Raw genomic sequence first — 17,913 nt, forward strand, 5'->3', positions numbered from 1 at the left:
GACGAAGAGACCGCCGCGCGGTCGGACTGAGCTTGGAACCCTCTCCCCGACCGCGCGGCTACCAACCCCACAAGGGAGGTGGTGCCGCCATGGTAGACACCCCATCGGCGGCGCGGGGCGCTGTTGAGGGCGTTCCGACGGAGCTGGGCGATCTGTGCCCCGGCTGGTTCAGCGAACGGATCGGAGGGCGGCTCGTCGCGCGGCGGCTGGGGGTGCTGTCCGACTACCAGCGCGGGCGCGGGTGCCTGGACGAGATGACGGCGAGGTCCGTCACCGAACTGCTGCTCGTGTGCGAGGCGCAGAACACGCTCGCCGAACGCCTCGCGGTCGCCGAGACGACGGCGCGCGGCGTCCCGGGGGGCCGGTCATGACCGCCCTCGTCCAGCCGTTCCGGTCCGCGCCGTGGGATCGGGACGACCCCGAGGTGGTGCTCGCCGAGGTGCGGCGCGTGCTGCCGGGCGCGGTGGCATGGGCGGGCGAGTACACCGGCTCGTTCTGGCTCCTGCACGACGACCGCCTGGAGGAGTTCACGGACGGACGCGCGCTGCTCGCACGTGTTCGAGGGATCCGCGTCCCGTGGCCGCCGCCGCAGGCCCCGAGGGCCCACAGGACGGACGTCCGGCCCGGCGCGATGTCGGTTCCGCCTCGTCGCGTCCCGGCGCCGGCCGACCATGGGCAGGGCCCGCCGGGGCGGGCCGTGCGTCGTCGGGAGCCCGAGCCGTTCTTCCCGCCGCCCAGCCGGATCCGCCGATTCCTCGACAGGTGTGGAGCGCTTCTCGGCATCGTGGACGTCGGCCGCTGAGGGGCGTCGTCCCTGATCACCGTAGGCACGACATGAAAGAGGACAGGATGTTCAAGAACGCCGACCGCTTGCCCGCCGGGCCCCCGGCCGCCGATGCTCCGGCCGCCGTGCGCCCTTGGGGCCTGCGCCGTATGGCTCCCTACAAGGACGCGACCGACGCCGGGTTCGTCGCCACCTGCATCGACCCCGTGACGCAGATGGGTGTCGCGGCCGACGGCGAACTCGTGGACGCCAAACACAAGCGGTCCAACACGGGGACCGAGAAGACGACCGGCACGAACAGGGGAGACGGCCGGGACGCCGGGCAGGACACCGACCACGCGCAGGACAGCGACCAGGACTGATGGCCGACCCGCTCCCCGTCCTGGTGGTCACGCGGCCCGACGACGTGACGGCCGACATCGTCGTCGCCGAGCTCAACCGGCGCGACGTGCCGGTCGTGCGGTTCGACTCCGCCGAGTTCCCGCATGACCTGGCGTTCTCGGCGATGATCGGCGGCGAGGGGTTGCGTGGGCGGCTGTCGACCGGAACGCGCCGTGCCGAACTCGGCGCCGTCCGGTCGCTGTACTACCGGCGCCCGCGCGGCTTCGCCTTCCCCGGCCTCGACGAGCAGGACGCCCGCTTCGCGGTCTTGCAGGCCCGGTTCGGGTTCGGGGGCGTGCTGGCGTCGCTGCCGAGATGCCTGTACGTGAACCACCCGCACGCCATCGCCGACGCCGAGTTCAAGCCCGCGCAGCTCGCCGTCGCCGCCGACCTCGGCTTCGTCGTGCCGTCGACACTGATCACCAACGAGCCCGAGCGCGCCCGGACGTTCGCCGCCGAGCACGGGCCGGTCGTCTACAAGCCGCTGCGCGCCTGTCCGTACCGGCAGGGCGGCGAGGCCCGGACGGTGTGGGTCGCCGAGGTCGAGCCGGACGAACTGGACGGCTCGATCGCGGCGACCGCGCACCTGTTCCAGACGAACGTGCAGGCCACCGCACATCTGCGCGTGACGGCGATCGGCGACCGCTTGTTCAGCGTCCGAATCGACTCCGGCGACCACGTGGACTGGCGATACGACTACGACGCGCTCACCTACACCGACGTCGAAACGCCGTCCGGCCTGACGAGGCCGATCGGCGCCTACCTCGAGCGGTTCGGCCTGGCCTTCGGCTGCTTCGACTTCGCGCTCCGGGCCGACGGGACGCCGGTGTTCCTGGAGTGCAATCCCAACGGCCAGTGGGCGTGGCTGGAGGACGAAACGGGCGTGTGCATGACCGCCGCGCTCGCCGATCTTCTCGAACGGGGGAACGCGTGACCGAGGACGAACGGGTCGCGGGGCTGCGGCAGGCGCTCGCCGACGAGCTCGAACGGGCCGGCGATCTGCGCTCGCGGGAGTGGCGGCGCGCCGTCGAGCGGGTGCCGCGCCACCTGTTCGTCCCCGAGTTCTTCGAGCGGACCGACATCCCCGACCGGGGCACGCTGTGGGCGCCGGTCCGCAGGGACGACGACCGATGGCTCGACCTCGCCTACCGGGACGAGACGTGGGTGACCCAGCTCGACCGGCATCTCACGCCGCGCGACGCGGCCGGTCCGGTCGGCGGCGATCCGACCTCGTCGTCCACGATGCCCGGCCTGGTCGTGCGCATGCTCGAGGACCTGGACGTCACCGACGGCGCGAGCGTCCTGGAGATCGGCACCGGGACCGGATACTCGACGGCGCTGATGTGCGAGCGGCTCGGCGACGGGAGCGTCACCTCGATCGAGGTCGACCCCTGTATCGCCGCGAACGCGGCAGCCGCGCTGCGCAGGGCGGGGTACGCCCCGAACCTGGTGGTCGGTGACGGACTGGACGGCGACGCCGGGCACGCCCCGTACGACCGGATCATCGCGACCTGCTCGGTTCGGACGATCCCCCGTGCGTGGCTCGTCCAGGCGCGTCCGGGCGCGCGCGTCCTGGTCACGGTCACCGGGTGGCTCGGCGGGTACGGGCTCGCGCTGCTGGAGGTGGACGGTGATGGGGTCGCCGAGGGCCGGTTCCTGCCCGGCACCATCTCGTTCATGGTCGCGCGCCCGCAGGCCGCGCCGGTGATCGGGGACGAGCGGTGGGGCGCGGCGTTCGAGGCGCTCGCCGACGCCGAGGTCCGGCGTGCGGCCGTCGGTCCCGACGTGCTCCGGGACTGGACGGGCGCGTTCGTGGCGCAGCTCGCGGTGCCCACGGTCGTCGCGCAACGGATGCGCGTCGACGGCGGCCCGTGGGTCGAGTACTGCCTCGACACGGCGAGCGGCGCCGTCGCGTCCCTCACGCCCGAGCGCGGGGGCGGCTGGACGGTCCGGCAGGCGGGGCCGGGCCGGGTGTGGGACGACGTCGAGGCGGCCGTCCTGCGCTGGCGGGACGCCGGGAGTCCGCCGCAGGAGCGCTTCCGGATACGAACCGACGGACGCGTCCGGTCGGTGTGGTTCGACGGTGCGGACGGCCCGGTCTCGTGGGCTTCGTCCTGACGGTCAGCCCGACGCCTGGTCGGTGTCCTTCAGCTCGCCCCAGCCGTGCCAGCGGTCCACCGTGATCCAGGCGCTGAACCGCTTGCGCTCGCGGTCGGGGTATGCCTGGCCGCCGTAGTGCCGGGAGAGCCGGTCGATGTCGGCGAGTCCCTCGTCCTCGCGGATCTCGGTGGCGTGACCGATGAGGGTGACGTGCGTGTACCAGTTCTCGTCGAGGACGGTCAGGGACGCGCGCGGGTCGGCCCGCAGGTGCCGGAGCCGCACCCGTCCCTCGTCCATGTTGACGAGGACGCGGCCGTCCTCCCACAGGTACCAGGTCGCGGCGGTCACCGGGGTGCCGTCCGAGCGCAGGGTGGCGATGACGCACGGGTTCGGCTTGGCGAGCATCGCCTCGGCTTCCGGCGGCAGCGGTGGCCTGGACATGCGGACTCCTCGACGTCGAAGGGATTCGGGCACGCGGGTGATCAACTACCCGCAGCGTACCCACCGACACCCGGAGCCCGGCCGCTCACCGGCCGGGACGGCTTGTCCCCCGTGCGAGCTACCCGGGAATGTCCGCTGAGCGGTGACGATTCGTGGGGTGCCGAATCCATAGCGTTCTTCCTGTCGCCGCAGCCCCCCGGAACGCGGCGTGAGACCCCGGCTCCCGCTCTGGAGGACACCATGATCCGCTCCCTCAAGACCGCCACCCTGACCGCCCTGGCCGCCACCGCCCTGGGCACCGGGCTCGTCGGCTGCGACGAGGACGCGCTGGACGGCTTCGACCCGCTGGCCTCCTCCTCGCAGAAGGCCGAGGTCGACACCTTCACCGGCACCAAGGAAATCGAGGTCGGCGGCAAGCGGGTGAACGTGTCGTGCACCGGGGAGTTCGCCGACGGCGAGCCGGTCATCGTGCTGATGCACGGCGGCGGCGACGCGCTGGACAAGCTCGCCCCCCTGCAGAAGACCCTCGCCACCGACCACCGGGTCTGCTCCTACGACCGCCTCGGCGCCGGTAAGAGCGCCAAGCCCGACGGCCCGCAGTCCTTCGACAGCACCGGCAAGGTGCTGACCGGGCTGCTGGACGAGATCGCCGGGCAGAACCCGGTCGTGCTGGCCGGGCACTCGCTGGGCGGGCTGATCGCCGCCCGCTACGCGCCGGCCCACCAGGAGCGGGTCGCCGGGCTGGTGCTGATGGACGCCACCCCCGCCACCATGGTCGCCGACATCTCGAAGATCATCCCCGCGTCCGAGCAGGGCCCGGCGGCGCAGGTCCGGGCGCAGAACCTGGCGATCTTCGCCGGGCAGAACCCCGAGAAGCTGGTGATCGAGGACGGGCCGGTGAAGTCCGCCGGGGACATCCCGGTCGAGGTCATCAAGCACGGGCAGCCGTACCTGGCGGCCGTCCCGCAGTACGGGGACAAGCTGGAGCAGGCGTGGACCGCGGGCCAGCGCGAGTGGCTCGAGCTGTCGGACGCCGCCAAGCTGACCGTGGCCGACAAGGCCGGGCACTACATCTACCAGGACACCCCGGACATCGCCGTCAAGACCATCAAGGACGTCACCGCCAAGGCCTCGGGCGCCTGAACCCGGCGACGGACGCAGGACGGCGTCGTCCCCGATCGGATCGGTTCCGGTCGGGGGCGGCGCCGTTTCGGCGACGAACGAGTGGCCCTGGTGGCCCAAACTGGCCATGCGTCCAGTAAGGACCCGGGTGCGGCTGAACTGGTAAAACTCGTGATCAATGCCAATGCGGCTTACATGAAGTCCCGTGGGGGTGACGGGACCTCTTCCTCGGGGGGCCCGACGTGGACCACATGGACCACATGCAGCACTTCGCTTACGGTCCGATCACACCGATCGCGGCGTACGTGATGTCCTTCATCGGATCGTTCCTCGGCCTGCGGTGTGCGACCCGCGCGCGGGCCGACACCGGGACCGGGCGCCTGTCCTGGGTGGTGTGCGCCGCGCTGGCGATCGGCGGCGCGGGCATCTGGGTCATGCACTTCGTCGCCATGCTCGGCTTCGGCGTCGACGGCACGGAGATCCGTTACGACGTCTGGCTCACCATCGCCAGCGCGGTGCTCGCGGTCGTGATCGTGGGCATCGGGATGTTCCTGGTGGTCGTCTTCGGCGGTAGGCGAGCGTGGATCCTGCTGCCTGCCGGGGTGGTCACCGGAGTCGGCGTCGCCGCCATGCACTACGCCGGGATGGCGGCCATGGAGATGTCCGCCCGCGTCTCCTACGACGAGACCTGGGTCGTGCTGTCGGTCCTCGTCGCAGTGGCCGCGGCCACCGCCGCGCTCTGGTTCGGCGTCCGGCTGCGGGGCCTGCCCGCCACCATCGGTGCGGCCGCTGTCATGGGCCTGGCCGTCTCCGGAATGCACTACTCCGGCATGGTGGGCATGCACGTGGAAGTCGTCCCGGGACTGAGCGAACCGTCCGGTGCGACCGCCGGTCAGTTGCTGGTGCCCTCCCTGGTGGTCGTCGGCGTCCTGGCCGTGGTGCTGGTCTCGATCGTCTCGACGTCCCCGGACGAGGACGAGATGAACCGGATCGCGGAGTTGCAGCGGATCCTGGAGGAGCGCAGGCGCGGCACGGCCGCGCCCGGCGCGCCGCCGCGGGGCTGAACGCGCGCCTCGCCGCTACGGCGTCCAGGGGCGGAGCTTCTCCGGGTTGAGGACCGCCCAGATGTGCCTGATCCGGTCCCCCGCGATGTCGAACGCGTACGCCGCCAGGGTGCCGCCGTCCCGCCGGGCCGCCAGGCCGGGCTGGCCGTTGACCGTGCACTCCACGATCGACACGCCGGACATCGCCGCGGCGCGGTCCGCGAGGAAGCGCGCGATCTCCTCGGCGCCGCCGACGGGACGGAGCGCGGCGCGGGCGAGGCCGCCCCCGTCGCCGGTCACCGTGGCGCCCGCGTCCAGCAGGCCGATCAGCGCGTCGACGTCCCCGGCCTCCCAGGCCCGCCGGAAGGCCCGGACGATCCCGGCGTGCTCGGCCGCCGGGACCGCGCCCGTCCGGGACGCGCGGACGCGGCGGCGGGCCGACGAGGCGAGCTGGCGGCACGCCGCCGGGGTGCGGCCGACGATCTCGGCGACCTCGGCGAACGGGTACCGGAAGACGTCGTGCAGGACGAACGCGACGCGCTCGGCCGGGGTCATCGCGTCGAGCACGACGAGGAACGCCATGCCGACCGACTCGTCCAGGGTGATCCGGTCGGCCGGGTCGACCGGGGCGCCGCCCGCCCCGCCCGTCCATTCCGTGCGGTCGGGCAGCGGCTCGGGGATCCACTCGCCCACGTAGCGTTCCCGCCGCGCCCGCGCCGAGCCGAGCAGGTCCAGGCAGATGCGGCTCGCCACGGTCGTCAGCCAGCCGCCGGGCGACCCGACGGCCGCGCGCCGCTCTTCCGGCATGGCGTACCAGCGGGCGTAGGTCTCCTGGACGACGTCCTCGGCCTCGGTCAGCGAGCCCAGCATCCGGTACGCGAGGTTCGTCAGGTGGCCGCGCTCGCTGATGATCGCGCTCAGGTCCGGTTCGGGTGGGGTGCTCATGGTGCCGCCGGCTCCTTCGGTCGCGTCCGCCCTCACTCGTAGGACGGAACGGCGCCCCGGAATGTGAGGTCGACGCCCCTGCCTGACCTTCCGCGGGGTCATGTCGTCGTACCGGCAGGGACCCGTAGCGGAAGGAACCGATGATGGAACCCGTCAACGTCGCGATCATTTACTACAGTGCCACCGGCACCGTGCACGCCCTGGCTCGGGCCGCCGCCGAGGGCGCGGAGAAGGCCGGCGCGCGTGTCCGGTTGCGCCGCGTCGCCGAGCCCGCCGCACCGGAGGCGATCGAGGCGCAGCCCGCATGGGCACGGCACGTCCGGGACGCCGCCGACGTCCCCGAGGTCGTGCACGACGACCTGGTCTGGGCGGACGCGATGCTGTTCGGCACCCCGGCACGCTTCGGCAACCCGGCGAGCGCGCTCCGGGCGTTCATCGAGACGACCGGCCCGCTGGCGTTCCAGGGGGTGCTCACGGACAAGGTGTACTCGGCCTTCACCGCCTCCAACACCGCCCACGGCGGGCAGGAGTCCACGCTCCTGGCGCTGGGGAACACCTTCTACCACTGGGGCGGCGTCATCGTGCCGCCCGGCTACACCGACCCCGTCCAGTTCACGTCGGGCAACCCCTACGGCACCTCCCACGTCGCCGGTGACGGCCCGCCCGGAGACGTGTCCCTGGAGGCCGCCCGGCACCAGGCCCGGCGCGTCGCCGGCACCGCGGCCGCGCTCAAGGCGGGCCGGGCCGCGGCCTGAGGGCGGGACGGCGAAGGGCCGCGACCGGTTCGACGGTCGCGGCCCTTCGCGGCGGCGGTGGTGGTGGGATTCGAACCCACGGAAGGTTGCCCTTCACACGCTTTCGAGGCGTGCGCCCTCGTCCACTAGGCGACACCACCGCGGAAAAGCCTACCGGACGCGGCGCCCTGCGAAGAACTCGATTAGCGGTGCCGCGCACTCGTCGGCCAGCAGGCCCGCGACGACCTCGGGCCGGTGGTTGAGCCGCCGGTCCCGGACGACGTCCCACAGCGAGCCCACGGCGCCCGCCTTCGCGTCGACGGCGCCGTAGACGAGACGGGCGACGCGGGCCTGTACGGACGCGCCCGCGCACATCGTGCAGGGTTCGAGCGTCACGACGAGCGTGCAGCCGGACAGCCGCCACTCGCCGCGGACGGACGCGGCGGCGCGCAGCGCGACGATCTCCGCGTGCCCGGTCGGGTCGCCGGTGCGCTCCCGGTCGTTGTGCCCGGCCCCGATGACCTCCCCGGACGGGTCGAGGACGACCGCGCCGACGGGGATCTCGCCGGCGTCCGCCGCCAGCCGCGCCTCCGCCAGCGCACGCCGCATCGCCGGGACGAGCGCGGGCGTCGGGTCGGCGGAGGAGCCGGGCGGGGGTACGGCGCCGGACGGGCCGGACGCGGGGCCGGTCGGGTCAGTCACGGAGGCGGTCGAACTCCTCGCCGAACCCGGCGCGTTCGGCGACCGTCAGCAGCGCGTCGGCCGGCAGGGCCCGCTCGCCGAGGTCGGTGAGGCCGGCGGCGTCGGTGCCGAGATCGACCAGCAGGGCCGGGTCGCCGCCCGGGTCGCCGTCCGGGACCTCCCCGACGAGCTGGTGGAACAGGGCCCCGAGCCCGTCGTCGCGGACGGTCGAGATGTACGCGCGCGGCTCGTCCTGCCCGTCCAGCCGGACGACCGCGAACCAGTCGTCGTCCACCTCGGCCAGCAGCACCACCGGATCGCCGTAGGACTCGACGGCGGCTTCCCGCATCAGGTCGGCGACGTCGTCGACGTCCGCGGCCTCGGCGAGGACGGCCTCGGTGCCGACCCAGCCCTGCGGGGTGCGCGCGAACACTGCGGCGAAAGAGGACACGTGCCCATTGTTACCCACGGGGTTCCCCAGGTCACGCCCGCACGGGCACGCATCTCGCGCTCCCGCGCGTCCCGGGACCGGTCCGGGCCGCCGGGACGGTCGTCAGCCGAGGAGGTCGACGGTGCGTTCGAAGGCGGTGGCGAAGCCGAGGCGGCCCGCGATGCTCAGCAGCATCTCGTCCGGGTAGAGCTCGAGGTCGCCGGAGATGGCGCCGAGCTCCATCTCGTCGAGCCCCAGGTCGGCGAAGATCGACATGTCGCCGACCGGGAGGACCTGGTCGAGCTCCTCCTCGTCCGGGACGGGAATGTCCAGGTATTCCAGGACCTGCGTGGCGAGCGGCCAGTCCACGGAGGCGGTGACGTCCGAGAGGAACACCATCACCTCGTCACCGAGCAGGCGGATCGCCACGAAGAAGTCGTCGCCGACCGCCACGAGCCCGACCGTCCCGCCCAGGCTCGGCTGCTGCCGCAGGGCATGGATCAGCCCAGCGAGGTCCTCGGTCAGTGCCACCGGGAGCACCTCGGCCTCCCAGGCTTCGTCCTCCCGGTACACCACGACGGCGAAGTCCGTCGCGTCCACATCCGTCATGTCCACCCCACCGGCGCGGTTGCTGCCAGGGCATGTTCGCAGATGCGGCGCGCCCCCGTACGCCCCACCGCCGAATTGGGGGGCGGGGTGCGCGCGGGCGGCCGGCGCTGCGTGCGCCCCGGCGCAACGAACCTACTCGATGGACGCGGGGGGCGGACCGGCCGCACCGCCCGGCGCGGAACGCGCCGTCCGATACCGCCCGGTGCGGTGCGGTTCGGTGCGGTTCGGGGAGCGGTGCGGGTCGGATTCGCGGTCAGTTGATGCGGAACGTCCGGCGGCGCAGCGCCGCGTGGATCCGGGCGCGCCGCGACCGGTGCGGCGTCACCCGGCGCCGCAGCTCGCGCGCCTCCGCCAGCTCCCGCAGGAACACCGCCCGGCGGCGCAGGTGCTCGCGCACCTCCTCGGGCGAGATCTCCCCCTGCGGCCCCGGACGGGTCGGTGCGCGCCCCTCGTCTCCCTCGTCTCCCGCGTGCCTCTCCTCCATCGCGCGCCGGTCGGCTGTGACGTCGCTCACGGACGGTTCGGCCGAGTCCGGCGCCGGGTCGCGGGCCGGCCCCGGCGGCGTCGGCTGCTGATCGCTGTCGCGGCTCATACCGGTTTCGTGCCCAGCTCACCCGCGTCCTATCCTGCTTCGTCCCGGACCGGACGAACGCCGCATGTCGGCTACCGTGTGCGCATGCAGACCCTCGCCGTCGACCACCCGCTCGTCGCGCACAAGCTCACCACCCTCCGGGACTCGCGCACCGACTCGCCCACGTTCCGCAGGCTGGCCGACGAGCTGGTCACCCTGCTCGCCTACGAAGCCACCCGCGACGTCCGGGTCGCCGAGGTCACGGTCCCGACGCCGCTGGTGGACGCCGAGGGCGTCCAGCTCGCCAGCCCGAAGCCGCTGGTCGTGCCGATCCTGCGCGCGGGCCTCGGGATGCTGGACGGGATGACCCGGCTGCTGCCCACCGCCGAGGTCGGCTTCCTCGGCATGATCCGGGACGAGGGCTCCCTGCAGGCCCAGACGTACGCGACGCGGCTGCCCGACGACCTGTCCGGCCGGCAGTGCTACGTCCTGGACCCCATGCTCGCGACGGGCGGGACGCTCGCCGCCGCGATCCGGCTGCTGTGCGAGCGCGGCGCCACCGACGTCACCGCCCTCTGCCTGCTGGCCGCGCCCGAGGGGCTGAAGTACCTGGAGCAGGCGTTCGCCGACCTCACCGCCCCGGTCCGCGTCGTCACCGCCGCGATCGACTCGCACCTGAACGAGCGGGGGTTCATCGTCCCCGGCCTCGGCGACGCGGGGGACCGGCTGTACGGCGTCGTCTGACCCGGCCCGGCTCGGCCCGCCCGTCCCGGCCCCGTCCCGGCCCCGTCCCGGCACCGGCCGTACGGATGACCACGCGGTCGCGATCGGGGTCGTGAGAATGTTCGTTCGCCCTGGTAGAGGGTATTGAGCCTGCACGGAACGCCAGTGCGCGTTCCCCTCCGCCGCCGCGGCACAGGGGACCGTTACGGATCGGGCGGCGTGAGCGAGCTCGAGGATGTCGCGATGGCTCACGGAATGGCTCACCAGGGGGATGGGGACCTGCCGCGGTACGCGGTGATCGGCGAGCGGCTGACCGAGGAGTTCGCGGGGGTGCACGCCGCCGAGACGGTGTCCCGCTGCGTGTCCGCGGCCCGGTACGGCGCCGAGGAGGTCACCGGGTCGGCGCCCGCCGACCTCGTCGAACGGATCGCGCGGCGGCACCTGGAGGTGCTGGCGACGGTCGCCGCCGAGAAGCGGCGCAAGGCGAGGCGGTCATCTCTCGACAACGCGCCATAGACCTTCCTTTGCCGCGGGTTGCGGCTGTGCGAAACTGATCCGGGGTCTCGAGACAAGTGCTCCGGGAGGCAGCCGTGCCCGCCAAGAAGTATCTGACGTGGGCCGCGGCGGCCTTCGTGGCGTTCTACGTCGTCACGCAGCCGGACGGCGCCGCGCGATCGGTCGAGAGCGTCGCCGGCGGCCTCGCCGACGCCGCCGGTTCGGTGATCACCTTCATGAACGCGGTCGGCTGAGCCGCCATGAGACTCGTGACCCCGGGCGACTCCGCCCCCGCGTCCGTCAACAAGTACCTGCTCCCGCACGAGAACCAGGTCATCACCGTCCGCCGGCACCCGGCGGTGCTGATGGTCCCGGTCGGGCTCGTCCTCGGCGGCCTGATCGTCGCGGGCGTCGCGGTCAACACCGTCGGCGCCGTCATCATGTGGATCTGGTGGGGCTGGCTCGCGCTGCTCGCCTGGTTCGTGTGGCGCGTCGCGGAATGGTCGGTCGACTACTTCGTCATCACGAACCAGCGGATGCTGCTGACCACGGGAATCCTCACCCGCAAGGTCGCGATGATGCCGCTGGCCAAGGTCACCGACATGAGCTTCAAACGGTCGATCACCGGCCGGATGCTCGGTTACGGTGAGTTCGTGCTGGAGTCCGCCGGCCAGGACCAGGCGCTGACGAACGTCGACTACCTCCCCTACCCCGAGCAGCTCTACCTCGAGGTCTGCGAGATGATCTTCCCCAACAAGAACCCCGACGACTAGCGGTTCGCCGGCCCGGCGGCGGCCCGCTTCGTTACTCTCGATGTGCGTTAACCCGCAATGTGCAATCATGTCGGCACCCCAGCCGCCTGATTACTTCCGCTAAGTGAGTCCACATGCCGGGTCCAGGCAATGTCGGCGAACGTGTCCGCAACCTGCGGCTGACCAGACGCTTGTCGCAGGCACAGCTCGCCGGTCACGACCTTTCCGACAGCTACATCTCGTTGATCGAGTCGGGCAAGCGCACGCCGACCCCGACCGTGCTGCGCATGCTGGCCGAGCGCCTCGGCTGCACGCCCGAGTACCTCGCCGAGGGCGTCGAGCCCGAGCAGCGCACCCACCTCGAGGTCCGGGAGCGCCACGCGCACCTGGCCCTGCTGGGCGGCGACCCGGCGGCCGCCGAGGAGGGGTTCGACGACGTCATCGCGCGCAGCGACGACCCCGACCTCACCTCCCGCGCCCGCTGGGGACGCGCCCGCGCCCTCGAGGCGCTCGGCCGCACCGACCTCGCCATCGGGCTGTTCGAGGAACTGCGCGAGCAGGCCGAGCGCGACACCGGCCGGACCAGCACGCTGCCCGCCGTCATCGCGCTGGCCCGCTGCTACCACACGGTCGGCGACCTCGGGCAGGCCACCGCGCTCGGCGAGCGCGCCATGGAGCGGCTGCGCGCCGTCGGGCTCGGCGTGGGACGCGAGCACACCGAGGCCGGACGCGTCCTCCTCCTGGCGTACGTGGACCGGTCCGACCCGGCGCGCGCGCACGAGATCGGCCGCCGGCTCCTGTACCCGGACGGCGCGGACGAACCGGCGAGCGTCCACTACCAGCGGGCCAGCCTGCGCGCCCTGGAGGAGGGCGCGATCGGCGACTCGCTGTACTTCGCCGACCAGGCCCTGGCGGCCCGCTCGGAAGGCGCCCCGCTCCGGGTCGAGGCGCGCCTGCGCCTCGCCGCGGCCAGGGCCCTGCTCCGGGGCGTCGCGCCGTTCTCGCAGCGGGACTCCTCGGCCGTCCCCGGCACCTTCGGACGTCCCCGCGCCGAGGGCTCCGCCGACGCCGCCCGCGAAGCGCTCGAACTGCTCGCGGGGACGACCGCGCTGACCGGGGCCGACGCCACCGAGTGCGCGATCGCCCGTGCGCGCGCGCTCGTCCTGGCGGGAGAGCCGGCCGAGGCCATCACCGCCCTCGAGGAGTTCCTGGACACCGGTATTGCCCTGCAGGCGCCGTCGCCCACGATCCCGTCCCGTCCGCTCACCCTGCAGCCCGGGCAGGATCTCGTGGCCCGGTCGAGGACGACCGTCCGGGCCCGGCTCGTCCTCGCGCGGGCACGCGTCGCGCAGGGGGACCGGCAGGCCGCGCAGGTCGTGCTCCGGGCCGCGTCCGGGCAGCTCGCGACGCTCCCGGCCGGACGTCCCACGGCGAACCTGCTCCGCGAGATGGGCGAACTGTTCGAGCTCGTCCAGGACGGCGAGAGCGCGGCCGCCGCGTACCGGCAGGCGCTCGAGGCCGCCGGGCTGCGCGCCGGACGCCCCCACGAGGCCAACCGCGACCTCGGCCGCGTCTGACGCCGCCCGCCGCGGCCGCGCGCCCGGATGCCGGATCCTCGCGGTCGGCGCGATCGGCACGGGGCGGAATAAACGCACGCCTCCGGTGGTCCTACCATGGAGACATGGGATGACCGGCTGAATGCTCGCCGGTGACTGGGGGGACTGCCGATGACGCTGCGGACCACGCGCCGCTCCTCGCTCGTCGACCAGGTGATCGACCAGCTCAGGGACGAGATCGCGAACGGTGTCTGGCCGGTCGGCGGGAAGATCCCGCCGGAGCCGATGCTGTCGGAGACCCTCGGCGTCGGCCGCAACACCGTCCGCGAGGCCGTCCGCGCCCTCACCCACGCCGGCCTGCTCGACAGCAGGCAGGGCGACGGCACCTACGTGCGCGCCACCAGCGAGCTGTCCGGCGCCGTCCGGCGGCGCCTGGAGCGGGCCGAGCTGATCGAGATCCTCGAGGTCCGGCGCGGGCTGGAGGTCGAGGCCGCACGGCTCGCCGCCACCCGCCGCACCGGCGCCGACACCGCCGCGATCGCCGCCGCGCTCGCCCGCCGGGACGCCGCGTGGGCCGCCGGGGAGCACGCCGAGTTCGTCGAGGCCGACCTCGCGTTCCACACCGCCGTCGTCGACGCCACCCACAACCGCGTGCTCACCGACCTCTACCGCGACTTCAGCACCGCGCTGCGCGCGAGCATCGGCGCCGCGGGCGTCCTGCTGCAGCACGCGGACGTCCCGCACGGGCCCATCGCCCGCGCCATCGACGCCGGGGACGCCGAGGCCGCGACCCGCGCCACCCACGCGTGCCTGGACGGGATCCTCGCCTCCGCCGCGAGGGCCGATGCCGCCGGGGCGCCGGAGCCGCCGCCCCCCGTCGGGGCGCCCGGCGGGGCCGGGGCCGCCACGTAGCGAGCCCTCCGCCCGCATCGAGGGCCGCCGCCCTGTCGTGCCCGATTCCTTCCACCGATTCCTGTTCCGTTCTCTGTTGAGCCGCGCCGTGTGCGCATGACGAAGGTGAAATGAACGCGTCGCCCAAGCCCCCCGCCCTGACCACGTCCCGTGCCGCGGCCGTCTGGTCCCTGATCGGCCTGGTCCTGCTCACCCTCAACCTGCGCGCCGCGATCACCGGGATCTCCCCGGTGCTCGGCGAGCTGCGCGACGCGTTCGGGCTCTCCGGCGTCGGCGTGAGCGTCCTCACCACGCTCCCGGTGCTGTCCCTCGGCCTCTTCGCGTCCCTCGCCCCGGTGCTGGCCCGCCGGCTCGGCACCGAGGTCGCCATCGCGGGGGCCCTCGTCCTGATCACCGCCGGGATCCTGCTGCGCGTCGTCCCGTACGCGCCCGCGCTCTACGCCGGTACGGTCCTGGCGGGCGCGGGCATCGCGATGGGCAACGTCCTCACGCCCGCGGTGATCAAGCGGGCGTTCCCGCGCCGCGTCGGCTCCCTGACCGGTGTCGCGATGATGCTGATGGCCGTGAGCGGCGCCGTCGCCGCCGGTCTCGCGGTGCCGCTGGACCACGCGGGCGGCTGGCGGCTGGCTCTCGCCGTCTGGGCCGTCCCGTCCCTGGTCGCCGCGCTGGTGTGGGGGCCGCTCGCGATCCGCGGGCGGCGGGCGGCAGCGGAGCCCACGAGCCGGCCGGACGCGCGCGGCGGCACCGGCCGGGCGGACGGGTCGCTGCTGCGCTCGCCCCTCGCCTGGTGCGTCACCGCGTTCATGGGCCTGGCCTCGCTGATGTTCTACGTGCTGATGTCCTGGCTGCCGGAGATCATGCGGGACGCCGGGCACGCCCCCGCCACGGCCGGGATGATGGTCTCGATCATGATGTTCGTCGGGATCCCGCTGGGCTATCTCGTCCCGGTGCTCGCCGCCCGGCTCCGCGACCAGCGCGTCGTCGTCGCCGGAATCGGGGCCGTGATGGCCGTCGGCCTCGGCGGTCTGCTCGTCGCCCCGTCCGCCGGGTGGGTGTGGGCCGTCACGCTGGGCATCGGCATCGGCAGCGCCTTCCCGCTCGCCTACACGCTGCTGAGCCTGCGGTCGCCGGGCCCGTCGGTCGCCGCGCGGCTGTCCGGGATGGCGCAGACCGGCGGCTACCTGCTCGCGGGCTTCGGGCCGCTCGCCGCCGGCGTCCTGCACAGCGCCACGGGCGGCTGGGACGTCTCGCTCGGCCTCCTGCTCGCCCTGCTCGTGCCCGAGATCGCCTTCGGCCTGCTCGCCGCCCGCCCGACCTACATCCGGCTCGGCCCGGCGCCGCTCGTCGAGGCGAAGGAGATCGTCGTGCCCGAACCCGCCCGCGCCCGCTGATCACGGCCTCGGCCCCGGCCCCGGCGGGCCCCGGCCGAGGTCAGCCGCGCACGTCGACGGCGTCCAGGTCGAGGACGCGCGCGTGCAAGACGGTCCGCTGCTGCAGGGCGGCGCGCAGCGCGCGGTGCAGGCCGTCCTCCAGGTACATCTCGCCGCGCCACTGGACGACGTGGGGGAACAGGTCGCCGTAGAAGGTCGAGTCCTTGGCCAGGAGAGACTGGAGGTCGAGCTCCCGCTTGGTGCTGACGAGCTGATCGAGGCGGACCTGGCGAGGCGGGATCTTGGCCCAGTCCCGGGACGAGAGCCCGTGGTCCGGATAGGGCCTTCCCACTCCCACCGCCTTGAAGATCACGCCACGAGTCTACGGCGTCCGGAGCGGTGCGAGGAGGAAACGCAACTACCCGAGTCACCGATTCCACGCCGCGTGTAAACCAGTTACCCCGCAGGTCAGGGGGCACGTGACTTTCTTCCGTGCCAACGTGAACGGGCCCGCGGGCGCGCCGCGGGCCCGTTCACGGCGTGCGGGTGTCAGGGCAGGACCTGGTCGCCGCCGAAGGTCACCACCAGCCGGCCGTCGGAGGCGAAGTGCCACTCCAGGGAGCCGGAGTAGGACGAGCACCGGGAGCCGTTGGACCCGGACCAGAACTGGTTGGAGCCGTCGGCGCTGCCGATGATCCGGTCGTTGGACCCGCTGTCGCAGGAGGTGTTGTTCCGGAACACCGAGGAGCCGCCGTCGAAGTTGAAGTTGCGCTCCTCGTTGCCGATGGCGGCGTTGCCCGAGACCGTCATCGTGCCGGTGTTCCTGTTGTAGGTGAACCCGTGCTTGCCGTTGTCGTAGGCGATGCTGTTCCGGACGACGTGGTCCACCGGGATGTCCTCGCCGCCGAGCTTGTAGCCGTTGCGGTCGCCTTCGCCCGCCTGCGAGCCGTCCGAGAGCGTGCCGTTGCGGTACGCGAGGGAGTTCTCGACGGTCACCTCGCCGATCGGGCCGGTCTCGGACTTGGTGTACAGGTCGTAGCCGTCGTCGATGTTGTTGTGGGCCACGGTGTGGCGGAAGACGTTGCCGGGCCCGACGGTCAGCTTCGGTGCGAAGCCGTCGGCGTCCTCGCCGTCGGAGTCGACGTTGTCGTGCGAGACGGCGCTGAGGACGAGGTTGTTCGCCGGCCAGTCCGACTCGGGGGTGTCGGAGGCGATCCGCGACAGCTGCAGCCCGCTGTCGCGGTTGTACCGCGTCACCGTGCGCTCGATGACGTTGCCGCTGCCTCCGACGAAGATCCCGTTGTCGCCCGCGTGCTCGACCACGATGCCGCGGACGTGCCAGTGGTCCCCGTTGACCCGCAGGCCGCGGTTCGCGGAGTCCTCGCTCTGGGCGGAGAAGTTCAGCACCGGTGTCTCGCCCGGGTAGGCCGCCAGTTCGGTGCGGTCACCCGGGGAGCCGTCGTTCCCCGGCTCGATCGTGATCGTCCGCGCGTGGCGGTACGTCCCGCCGCGAAGGTAGATCGTCCCGCCGGAGGAGACCCGGTCGATCGCCGAGGCCAGCGTCGTCGGGTCCGACTCCGTCCCCGGCGCGCCGTCGGTGCCGCCCGGCGCCACGTACAGCGCGTCGCCGGTCGGATCCCCGTCCCCGCCCCCGTCGACGGGGACGAGACCGAATTGCTGGTTGGCGCCGTCGTGGGGGGTGTACTGGGAGATGCGGGCGCCGTCGGCGGTGGACCACTCCCAGACGTCCAGGGCCTTGCCGCTGAAGCGGTTGACGAACCGGTAGGCGCCGTCCCCGGTGCCTTCCAGCCGCCACTGCTGGTTCTCGGCGCCGAGGTCGGTCCACTGGACGATTCGGGCGCCGTCGCCGGGGTTCCATTCGTAGACGTCGAGGACCTTGCCGGAGTGGCGGGCCTGGATGCGGTAGAAGCCGTCGCCGGCGTCCAGGAACCTGAACTGCTGGTCGGCGGCGCCGGTGCGGGACCACTGGACGAGCCCCGCCCCGTTCCCGGTGGCCCCGGACTCGACGTCCAGGACCTTGCCCGAGAGGCGGGACTGGATGACGTACCAGGTGCCGGGTGTCGGCTGGGCCTGGGCGGGAGTCGCGGCGAACAGGCCGAGCAGGAGGGCGGAGACGGCGGTGAGCGCGGCGGCGAGCCGGCCCCGCCGGCGTTTCCCGTCGCGCCGTTCGCGTGGGGGTGCGGACATGGCGGCAGTCCTTTCGAGAGGCCCGCGGTGCGGGACAGGACGGCTGAAAGCGCTTT

Annotated in this window: 23 protein-coding genes and 1 tRNA gene; 15 read left to right on the forward strand and 9 right to left on the reverse strand. The window is 73.2% G+C overall.

Annotation, left to right across the window (positions count from 1 at the left end; translation table 11 throughout):
- Positions 1-89 precede the first annotated feature (89 nt).
- Genes F7P10_RS20965 through tgmC form a run of 5 tightly spaced genes read left to right on the forward strand, consistent with a single transcriptional unit; the run spans position 90 to position 3,283 of the window.
- Positions 90-371 (forward strand): hypothetical protein, encoded by a 282-nt coding sequence (locus F7P10_RS20965; protein ID WP_151011396.1) that lies wholly within the window; start codon positions 90-92, stop codon positions 369-371.
- Positions 368-802, forward strand: coding sequence for a hypothetical protein (locus F7P10_RS42545; RefSeq protein WP_176611593.1), 435 nt, complete (start codon positions 368-370; stop codon positions 800-802). The genes F7P10_RS20965 and F7P10_RS42545 overlap by 4 nt, the downstream gene beginning before the upstream one ends.
- A gap of 32 nt (positions 803-834) precedes the next feature.
- Positions 835-1,146, forward strand: a complete 312-nt coding sequence (tgmA, locus tag F7P10_RS42550) for a putative ATP-grasp-modified RiPP (RefSeq protein WP_176611594.1) — start codon at positions 835-837, stop codon at positions 1,144-1,146.
- Positions 1,146-2,099: an ATP-grasp ribosomal peptide maturase gene (tgmB, locus tag F7P10_RS20975; protein ID WP_151011402.1), complete on the forward strand. Its 954-nt coding sequence runs from the start codon at positions 1,146-1,148 to the stop codon at positions 2,097-2,099. The genes tgmA and tgmB overlap by 1 nt, the downstream gene beginning before the upstream one ends.
- Positions 2,096-3,283, forward strand: a complete 1,188-nt coding sequence (gene tgmC / locus F7P10_RS20980; RefSeq protein WP_151011405.1) for an ATP-grasp peptide maturase system methyltransferase — start codon at positions 2,096-2,098, stop codon at positions 3,281-3,283. Before tgmB ends, tgmC begins: the two co-directional genes overlap by 4 nt.
- 3 nt (positions 3,284-3,286) lie before the next feature.
- Here the strand turns inward: tgmC and F7P10_RS20985 are convergent, their stop codons facing one another.
- A complete protein-coding gene (locus F7P10_RS20985) occupies positions 3,287-3,706 on the reverse strand; it encodes a PPOX class F420-dependent oxidoreductase (protein WP_151011408.1) in 420 nt (139 codons plus the stop codon).
- Positions 3,707-3,946: 240 nt separating this feature from the next.
- Between F7P10_RS20985 and F7P10_RS20990 the strand changes: the two genes are divergently transcribed.
- Both F7P10_RS20990 and F7P10_RS20995 read left to right on the forward strand, forming a co-directional pair.
- The gene (locus F7P10_RS20990; protein ID WP_176611595.1) at positions 3,947-4,849 is read left to right on the forward strand and encodes an alpha/beta fold hydrolase; all 903 of its coding nucleotides are present in this window, start codon (positions 3,947-3,949) and stop codon (positions 4,847-4,849) included.
- 230 nt (positions 4,850-5,079) lie between these two features.
- The gene (locus tag F7P10_RS20995; RefSeq protein WP_254716787.1) at positions 5,080-5,892 is read left to right on the forward strand and encodes an MHYT domain-containing protein; all 813 of its coding nucleotides are present in this window, start codon (positions 5,080-5,082) and stop codon (positions 5,890-5,892) included.
- A gap of 15 nt (positions 5,893-5,907) precedes the next feature.
- On the opposite strand, the gene sigJ is transcribed toward F7P10_RS20995, so the two are convergent.
- Positions 5,908-6,816 carry an RNA polymerase sigma factor SigJ gene (gene sigJ / locus F7P10_RS21000; protein WP_151011411.1) on the reverse strand — a complete coding sequence of 303 codons (909 nt, stop codon included), beginning with the start codon at positions 6,814-6,816 and terminating at the stop codon, positions 5,908-5,910.
- Between the two features lie 140 nt (positions 6,817-6,956).
- Here sigJ and wrbA point away from each other — a divergent pair, with 140 nt between their 5' ends.
- Positions 6,957-7,571, forward strand: a complete 615-nt coding sequence (gene wrbA / locus F7P10_RS21005) for an NAD(P)H:quinone oxidoreductase (RefSeq protein WP_151011414.1) — start codon at positions 6,957-6,959, stop codon at positions 7,569-7,571.
- Between the two features lie 55 nt (positions 7,572-7,626).
- Here wrbA and F7P10_RS21010 read toward each other — a convergent pair.
- The 5 genes from F7P10_RS21010 to F7P10_RS21030 all read right to left on the reverse strand — a co-directional run bounded on the left by F7P10_RS21010 (position 7,627) and on the right by F7P10_RS21030 (position 9,862).
- Positions 7,627-7,711, reverse strand: a tRNA-Ser gene (locus F7P10_RS21010).
- A 10-nt stretch (positions 7,712-7,721) separates the two neighbouring features.
- Positions 7,722-8,159, reverse strand: a complete 438-nt coding sequence (gene tadA / locus F7P10_RS21015; RefSeq protein WP_151018189.1) for a tRNA adenosine(34) deaminase TadA — start codon at positions 8,157-8,159, stop codon at positions 7,722-7,724.
- 85 nt (positions 8,160-8,244) lie between these two features.
- A complete protein-coding gene (locus F7P10_RS21020) occupies positions 8,245-8,682 on the reverse strand; it encodes a hypothetical protein (protein ID WP_151011417.1) in 438 nt (145 codons plus the stop codon).
- A gap of 102 nt (positions 8,683-8,784) precedes the next feature.
- Entirely contained in the window at positions 8,785-9,270 is a 486-nt protein-coding gene (locus F7P10_RS21025; RefSeq protein WP_151011420.1) for a tRNA adenosine deaminase-associated protein, read from the reverse strand.
- Between the two features lie 253 nt (positions 9,271-9,523).
- Positions 9,524-9,862 (reverse strand): hypothetical protein, encoded by a 339-nt coding sequence (locus F7P10_RS21030; RefSeq protein ID WP_151011423.1) that lies wholly within the window; start codon positions 9,860-9,862, stop codon positions 9,524-9,526.
- 84 nt (positions 9,863-9,946) lie between these two features.
- Here F7P10_RS21030 and upp point away from each other — a divergent pair, with 84 nt between their 5' ends.
- The 7 genes from upp (at position 9,947) to F7P10_RS21060 (ending at position 15,670) form a co-directional block, all read left to right on the forward strand.
- Positions 9,947-10,585: a uracil phosphoribosyltransferase gene (gene upp / locus F7P10_RS21035; RefSeq protein WP_151011426.1), complete on the forward strand. Its 639-nt coding sequence runs from the start codon at positions 9,947-9,949 to the stop codon at positions 10,583-10,585.
- A 234-nt stretch (positions 10,586-10,819) separates the two neighbouring features.
- On the forward strand, positions 10,820-11,080 hold the full coding sequence (locus F7P10_RS21040) for a hypothetical protein (RefSeq protein WP_151018190.1): 261 nt from the start codon (positions 10,820-10,822) through the stop codon (positions 11,078-11,080).
- Positions 11,081-11,154: 74 nt separating this feature from the next.
- Positions 11,155-11,313 (forward strand): hypothetical protein, encoded by a 159-nt coding sequence (locus F7P10_RS42555; RefSeq protein ID WP_176611596.1) that lies wholly within the window; start codon positions 11,155-11,157, stop codon positions 11,311-11,313.
- Positions 11,314-11,319: 6 nt separating this feature from the next.
- Entirely contained in the window at positions 11,320-11,832 is a 513-nt protein-coding gene (locus F7P10_RS21045) for a PH domain-containing protein (protein ID WP_151011429.1), read from the forward strand.
- A gap of 170 nt (positions 11,833-12,002) precedes the next feature.
- On the forward strand, positions 12,003-13,388 hold the full coding sequence (locus tag F7P10_RS21050) for a helix-turn-helix transcriptional regulator (RefSeq protein ID WP_254715932.1): 1,386 nt from the start codon (positions 12,003-12,005) through the stop codon (positions 13,386-13,388).
- 150 nt (positions 13,389-13,538) lie between these two features.
- On the forward strand, positions 13,539-14,279 hold the full coding sequence (locus F7P10_RS21055) for a FadR/GntR family transcriptional regulator (protein WP_151011433.1): 741 nt from the start codon (positions 13,539-13,541) through the stop codon (positions 14,277-14,279).
- A 110-nt stretch (positions 14,280-14,389) separates the two neighbouring features.
- Positions 14,390-15,670, forward strand: a complete 1,281-nt coding sequence (locus F7P10_RS21060; protein WP_151011436.1) for an MFS transporter — start codon at positions 14,390-14,392, stop codon at positions 15,668-15,670.
- Between the two features lie 40 nt (positions 15,671-15,710).
- Here the strand turns inward: F7P10_RS21060 and F7P10_RS21065 are convergent, their stop codons facing one another.
- Positions 15,711-16,022, reverse strand: a complete 312-nt coding sequence (locus F7P10_RS21065) for a type II toxin-antitoxin system VapB family antitoxin (protein ID WP_151011438.1) — start codon at positions 16,020-16,022, stop codon at positions 15,711-15,713.
- Between the two features lie 176 nt (positions 16,023-16,198).
- On the reverse strand, positions 16,199-17,857 hold the full coding sequence (locus tag F7P10_RS21070) for an RICIN domain-containing protein (protein ID WP_151011440.1): 1,659 nt from the start codon (positions 17,855-17,857) through the stop codon (positions 16,199-16,201).
- Positions 17,858-17,913 lie beyond the last annotated feature (56 nt).

It is taken from the genome of Actinomadura sp. WMMB 499 (assembly GCF_008824145.1).
Taxonomy (GTDB): Bacteria; Actinomycetota; Actinomycetes; order Streptosporangiales; family Streptosporangiaceae; genus Spirillospora.

Excerpts from the sequence above, each read along its gene's own strand:
- F7P10_RS20965 (WP_151011396.1), top strand. The coding sequence starts at position 90 with ATGGTAGACACCCCATCGGCGGCGCGGGGCGCTGTTGAGGGCGTTCCG.
- F7P10_RS42545 (WP_176611593.1), top strand. The coding sequence starts at position 368 with ATGACCGCCCTCGTCCAGCCGTTCCGGTCCGCGCCGTGGGATCGGGAC.
- tgmA (WP_176611594.1), top strand. The coding sequence starts at position 835 with ATGAAAGAGGACAGGATGTTCAAGAACGCCGACCGCTTGCCCGCCGGG.
- tgmB (WP_151011402.1), top strand. The coding sequence starts at position 1,146 with ATGGCCGACCCGCTCCCCGTCCTGGTGGTCACGCGGCCCGACGACGTG.
- F7P10_RS20985 (WP_151011408.1), bottom strand. The coding sequence starts at position 3,706 with ATGTCCAGGCCACCGCTGCCGCCGGAAGCCGAGGCGATGCTCGCCAAG.
- F7P10_RS20990 (WP_176611595.1), top strand. The coding sequence starts at position 3,947 with ATGATCCGCTCCCTCAAGACCGCCACCCTGACCGCCCTGGCCGCCACC.
- F7P10_RS20995 (WP_254716787.1), top strand. The coding sequence starts at position 5,080 with ATGGACCACATGCAGCACTTCGCTTACGGTCCGATCACACCGATCGCG.
- sigJ (WP_151011411.1), bottom strand. The coding sequence starts at position 6,816 with ATGAGCACCCCACCCGAACCGGACCTGAGCGCGATCATCAGCGAGCGC.
- wrbA (WP_151011414.1), top strand. The coding sequence starts at position 6,957 with ATGATGGAACCCGTCAACGTCGCGATCATTTACTACAGTGCCACCGGC.
- tadA (WP_151018189.1), bottom strand. The coding sequence starts at position 8,159 with ATGCGGCGTGCGCTGGCGGAGGCGCGGCTGGCGGCGGACGCCGGCGAG.
- F7P10_RS21025 (WP_151011420.1), bottom strand. The coding sequence starts at position 9,270 with ATGACGGATGTGGACGCGACGGACTTCGCCGTCGTGGTGTACCGGGAG.
- F7P10_RS21030 (WP_151011423.1), bottom strand. The coding sequence starts at position 9,862 with ATGAGCCGCGACAGCGATCAGCAGCCGACGCCGCCGGGGCCGGCCCGC.
- upp (WP_151011426.1), top strand. The coding sequence starts at position 9,947 with ATGCAGACCCTCGCCGTCGACCACCCGCTCGTCGCGCACAAGCTCACC.
- F7P10_RS21040 (WP_151018190.1), top strand. The coding sequence starts at position 10,820 with ATGGCTCACCAGGGGGATGGGGACCTGCCGCGGTACGCGGTGATCGGC.
- F7P10_RS21045 (WP_151011429.1), top strand. The coding sequence starts at position 11,320 with ATGAGACTCGTGACCCCGGGCGACTCCGCCCCCGCGTCCGTCAACAAG.
- F7P10_RS21055 (WP_151011433.1), top strand. The coding sequence starts at position 13,539 with ATGACGCTGCGGACCACGCGCCGCTCCTCGCTCGTCGACCAGGTGATC.
- F7P10_RS21060 (WP_151011436.1), top strand. The coding sequence starts at position 14,390 with ATGAACGCGTCGCCCAAGCCCCCCGCCCTGACCACGTCCCGTGCCGCG.
- F7P10_RS21070 (WP_151011440.1), bottom strand. The coding sequence starts at position 17,857 with ATGTCCGCACCCCCACGCGAACGGCGCGACGGGAAACGCCGGCGGGGC.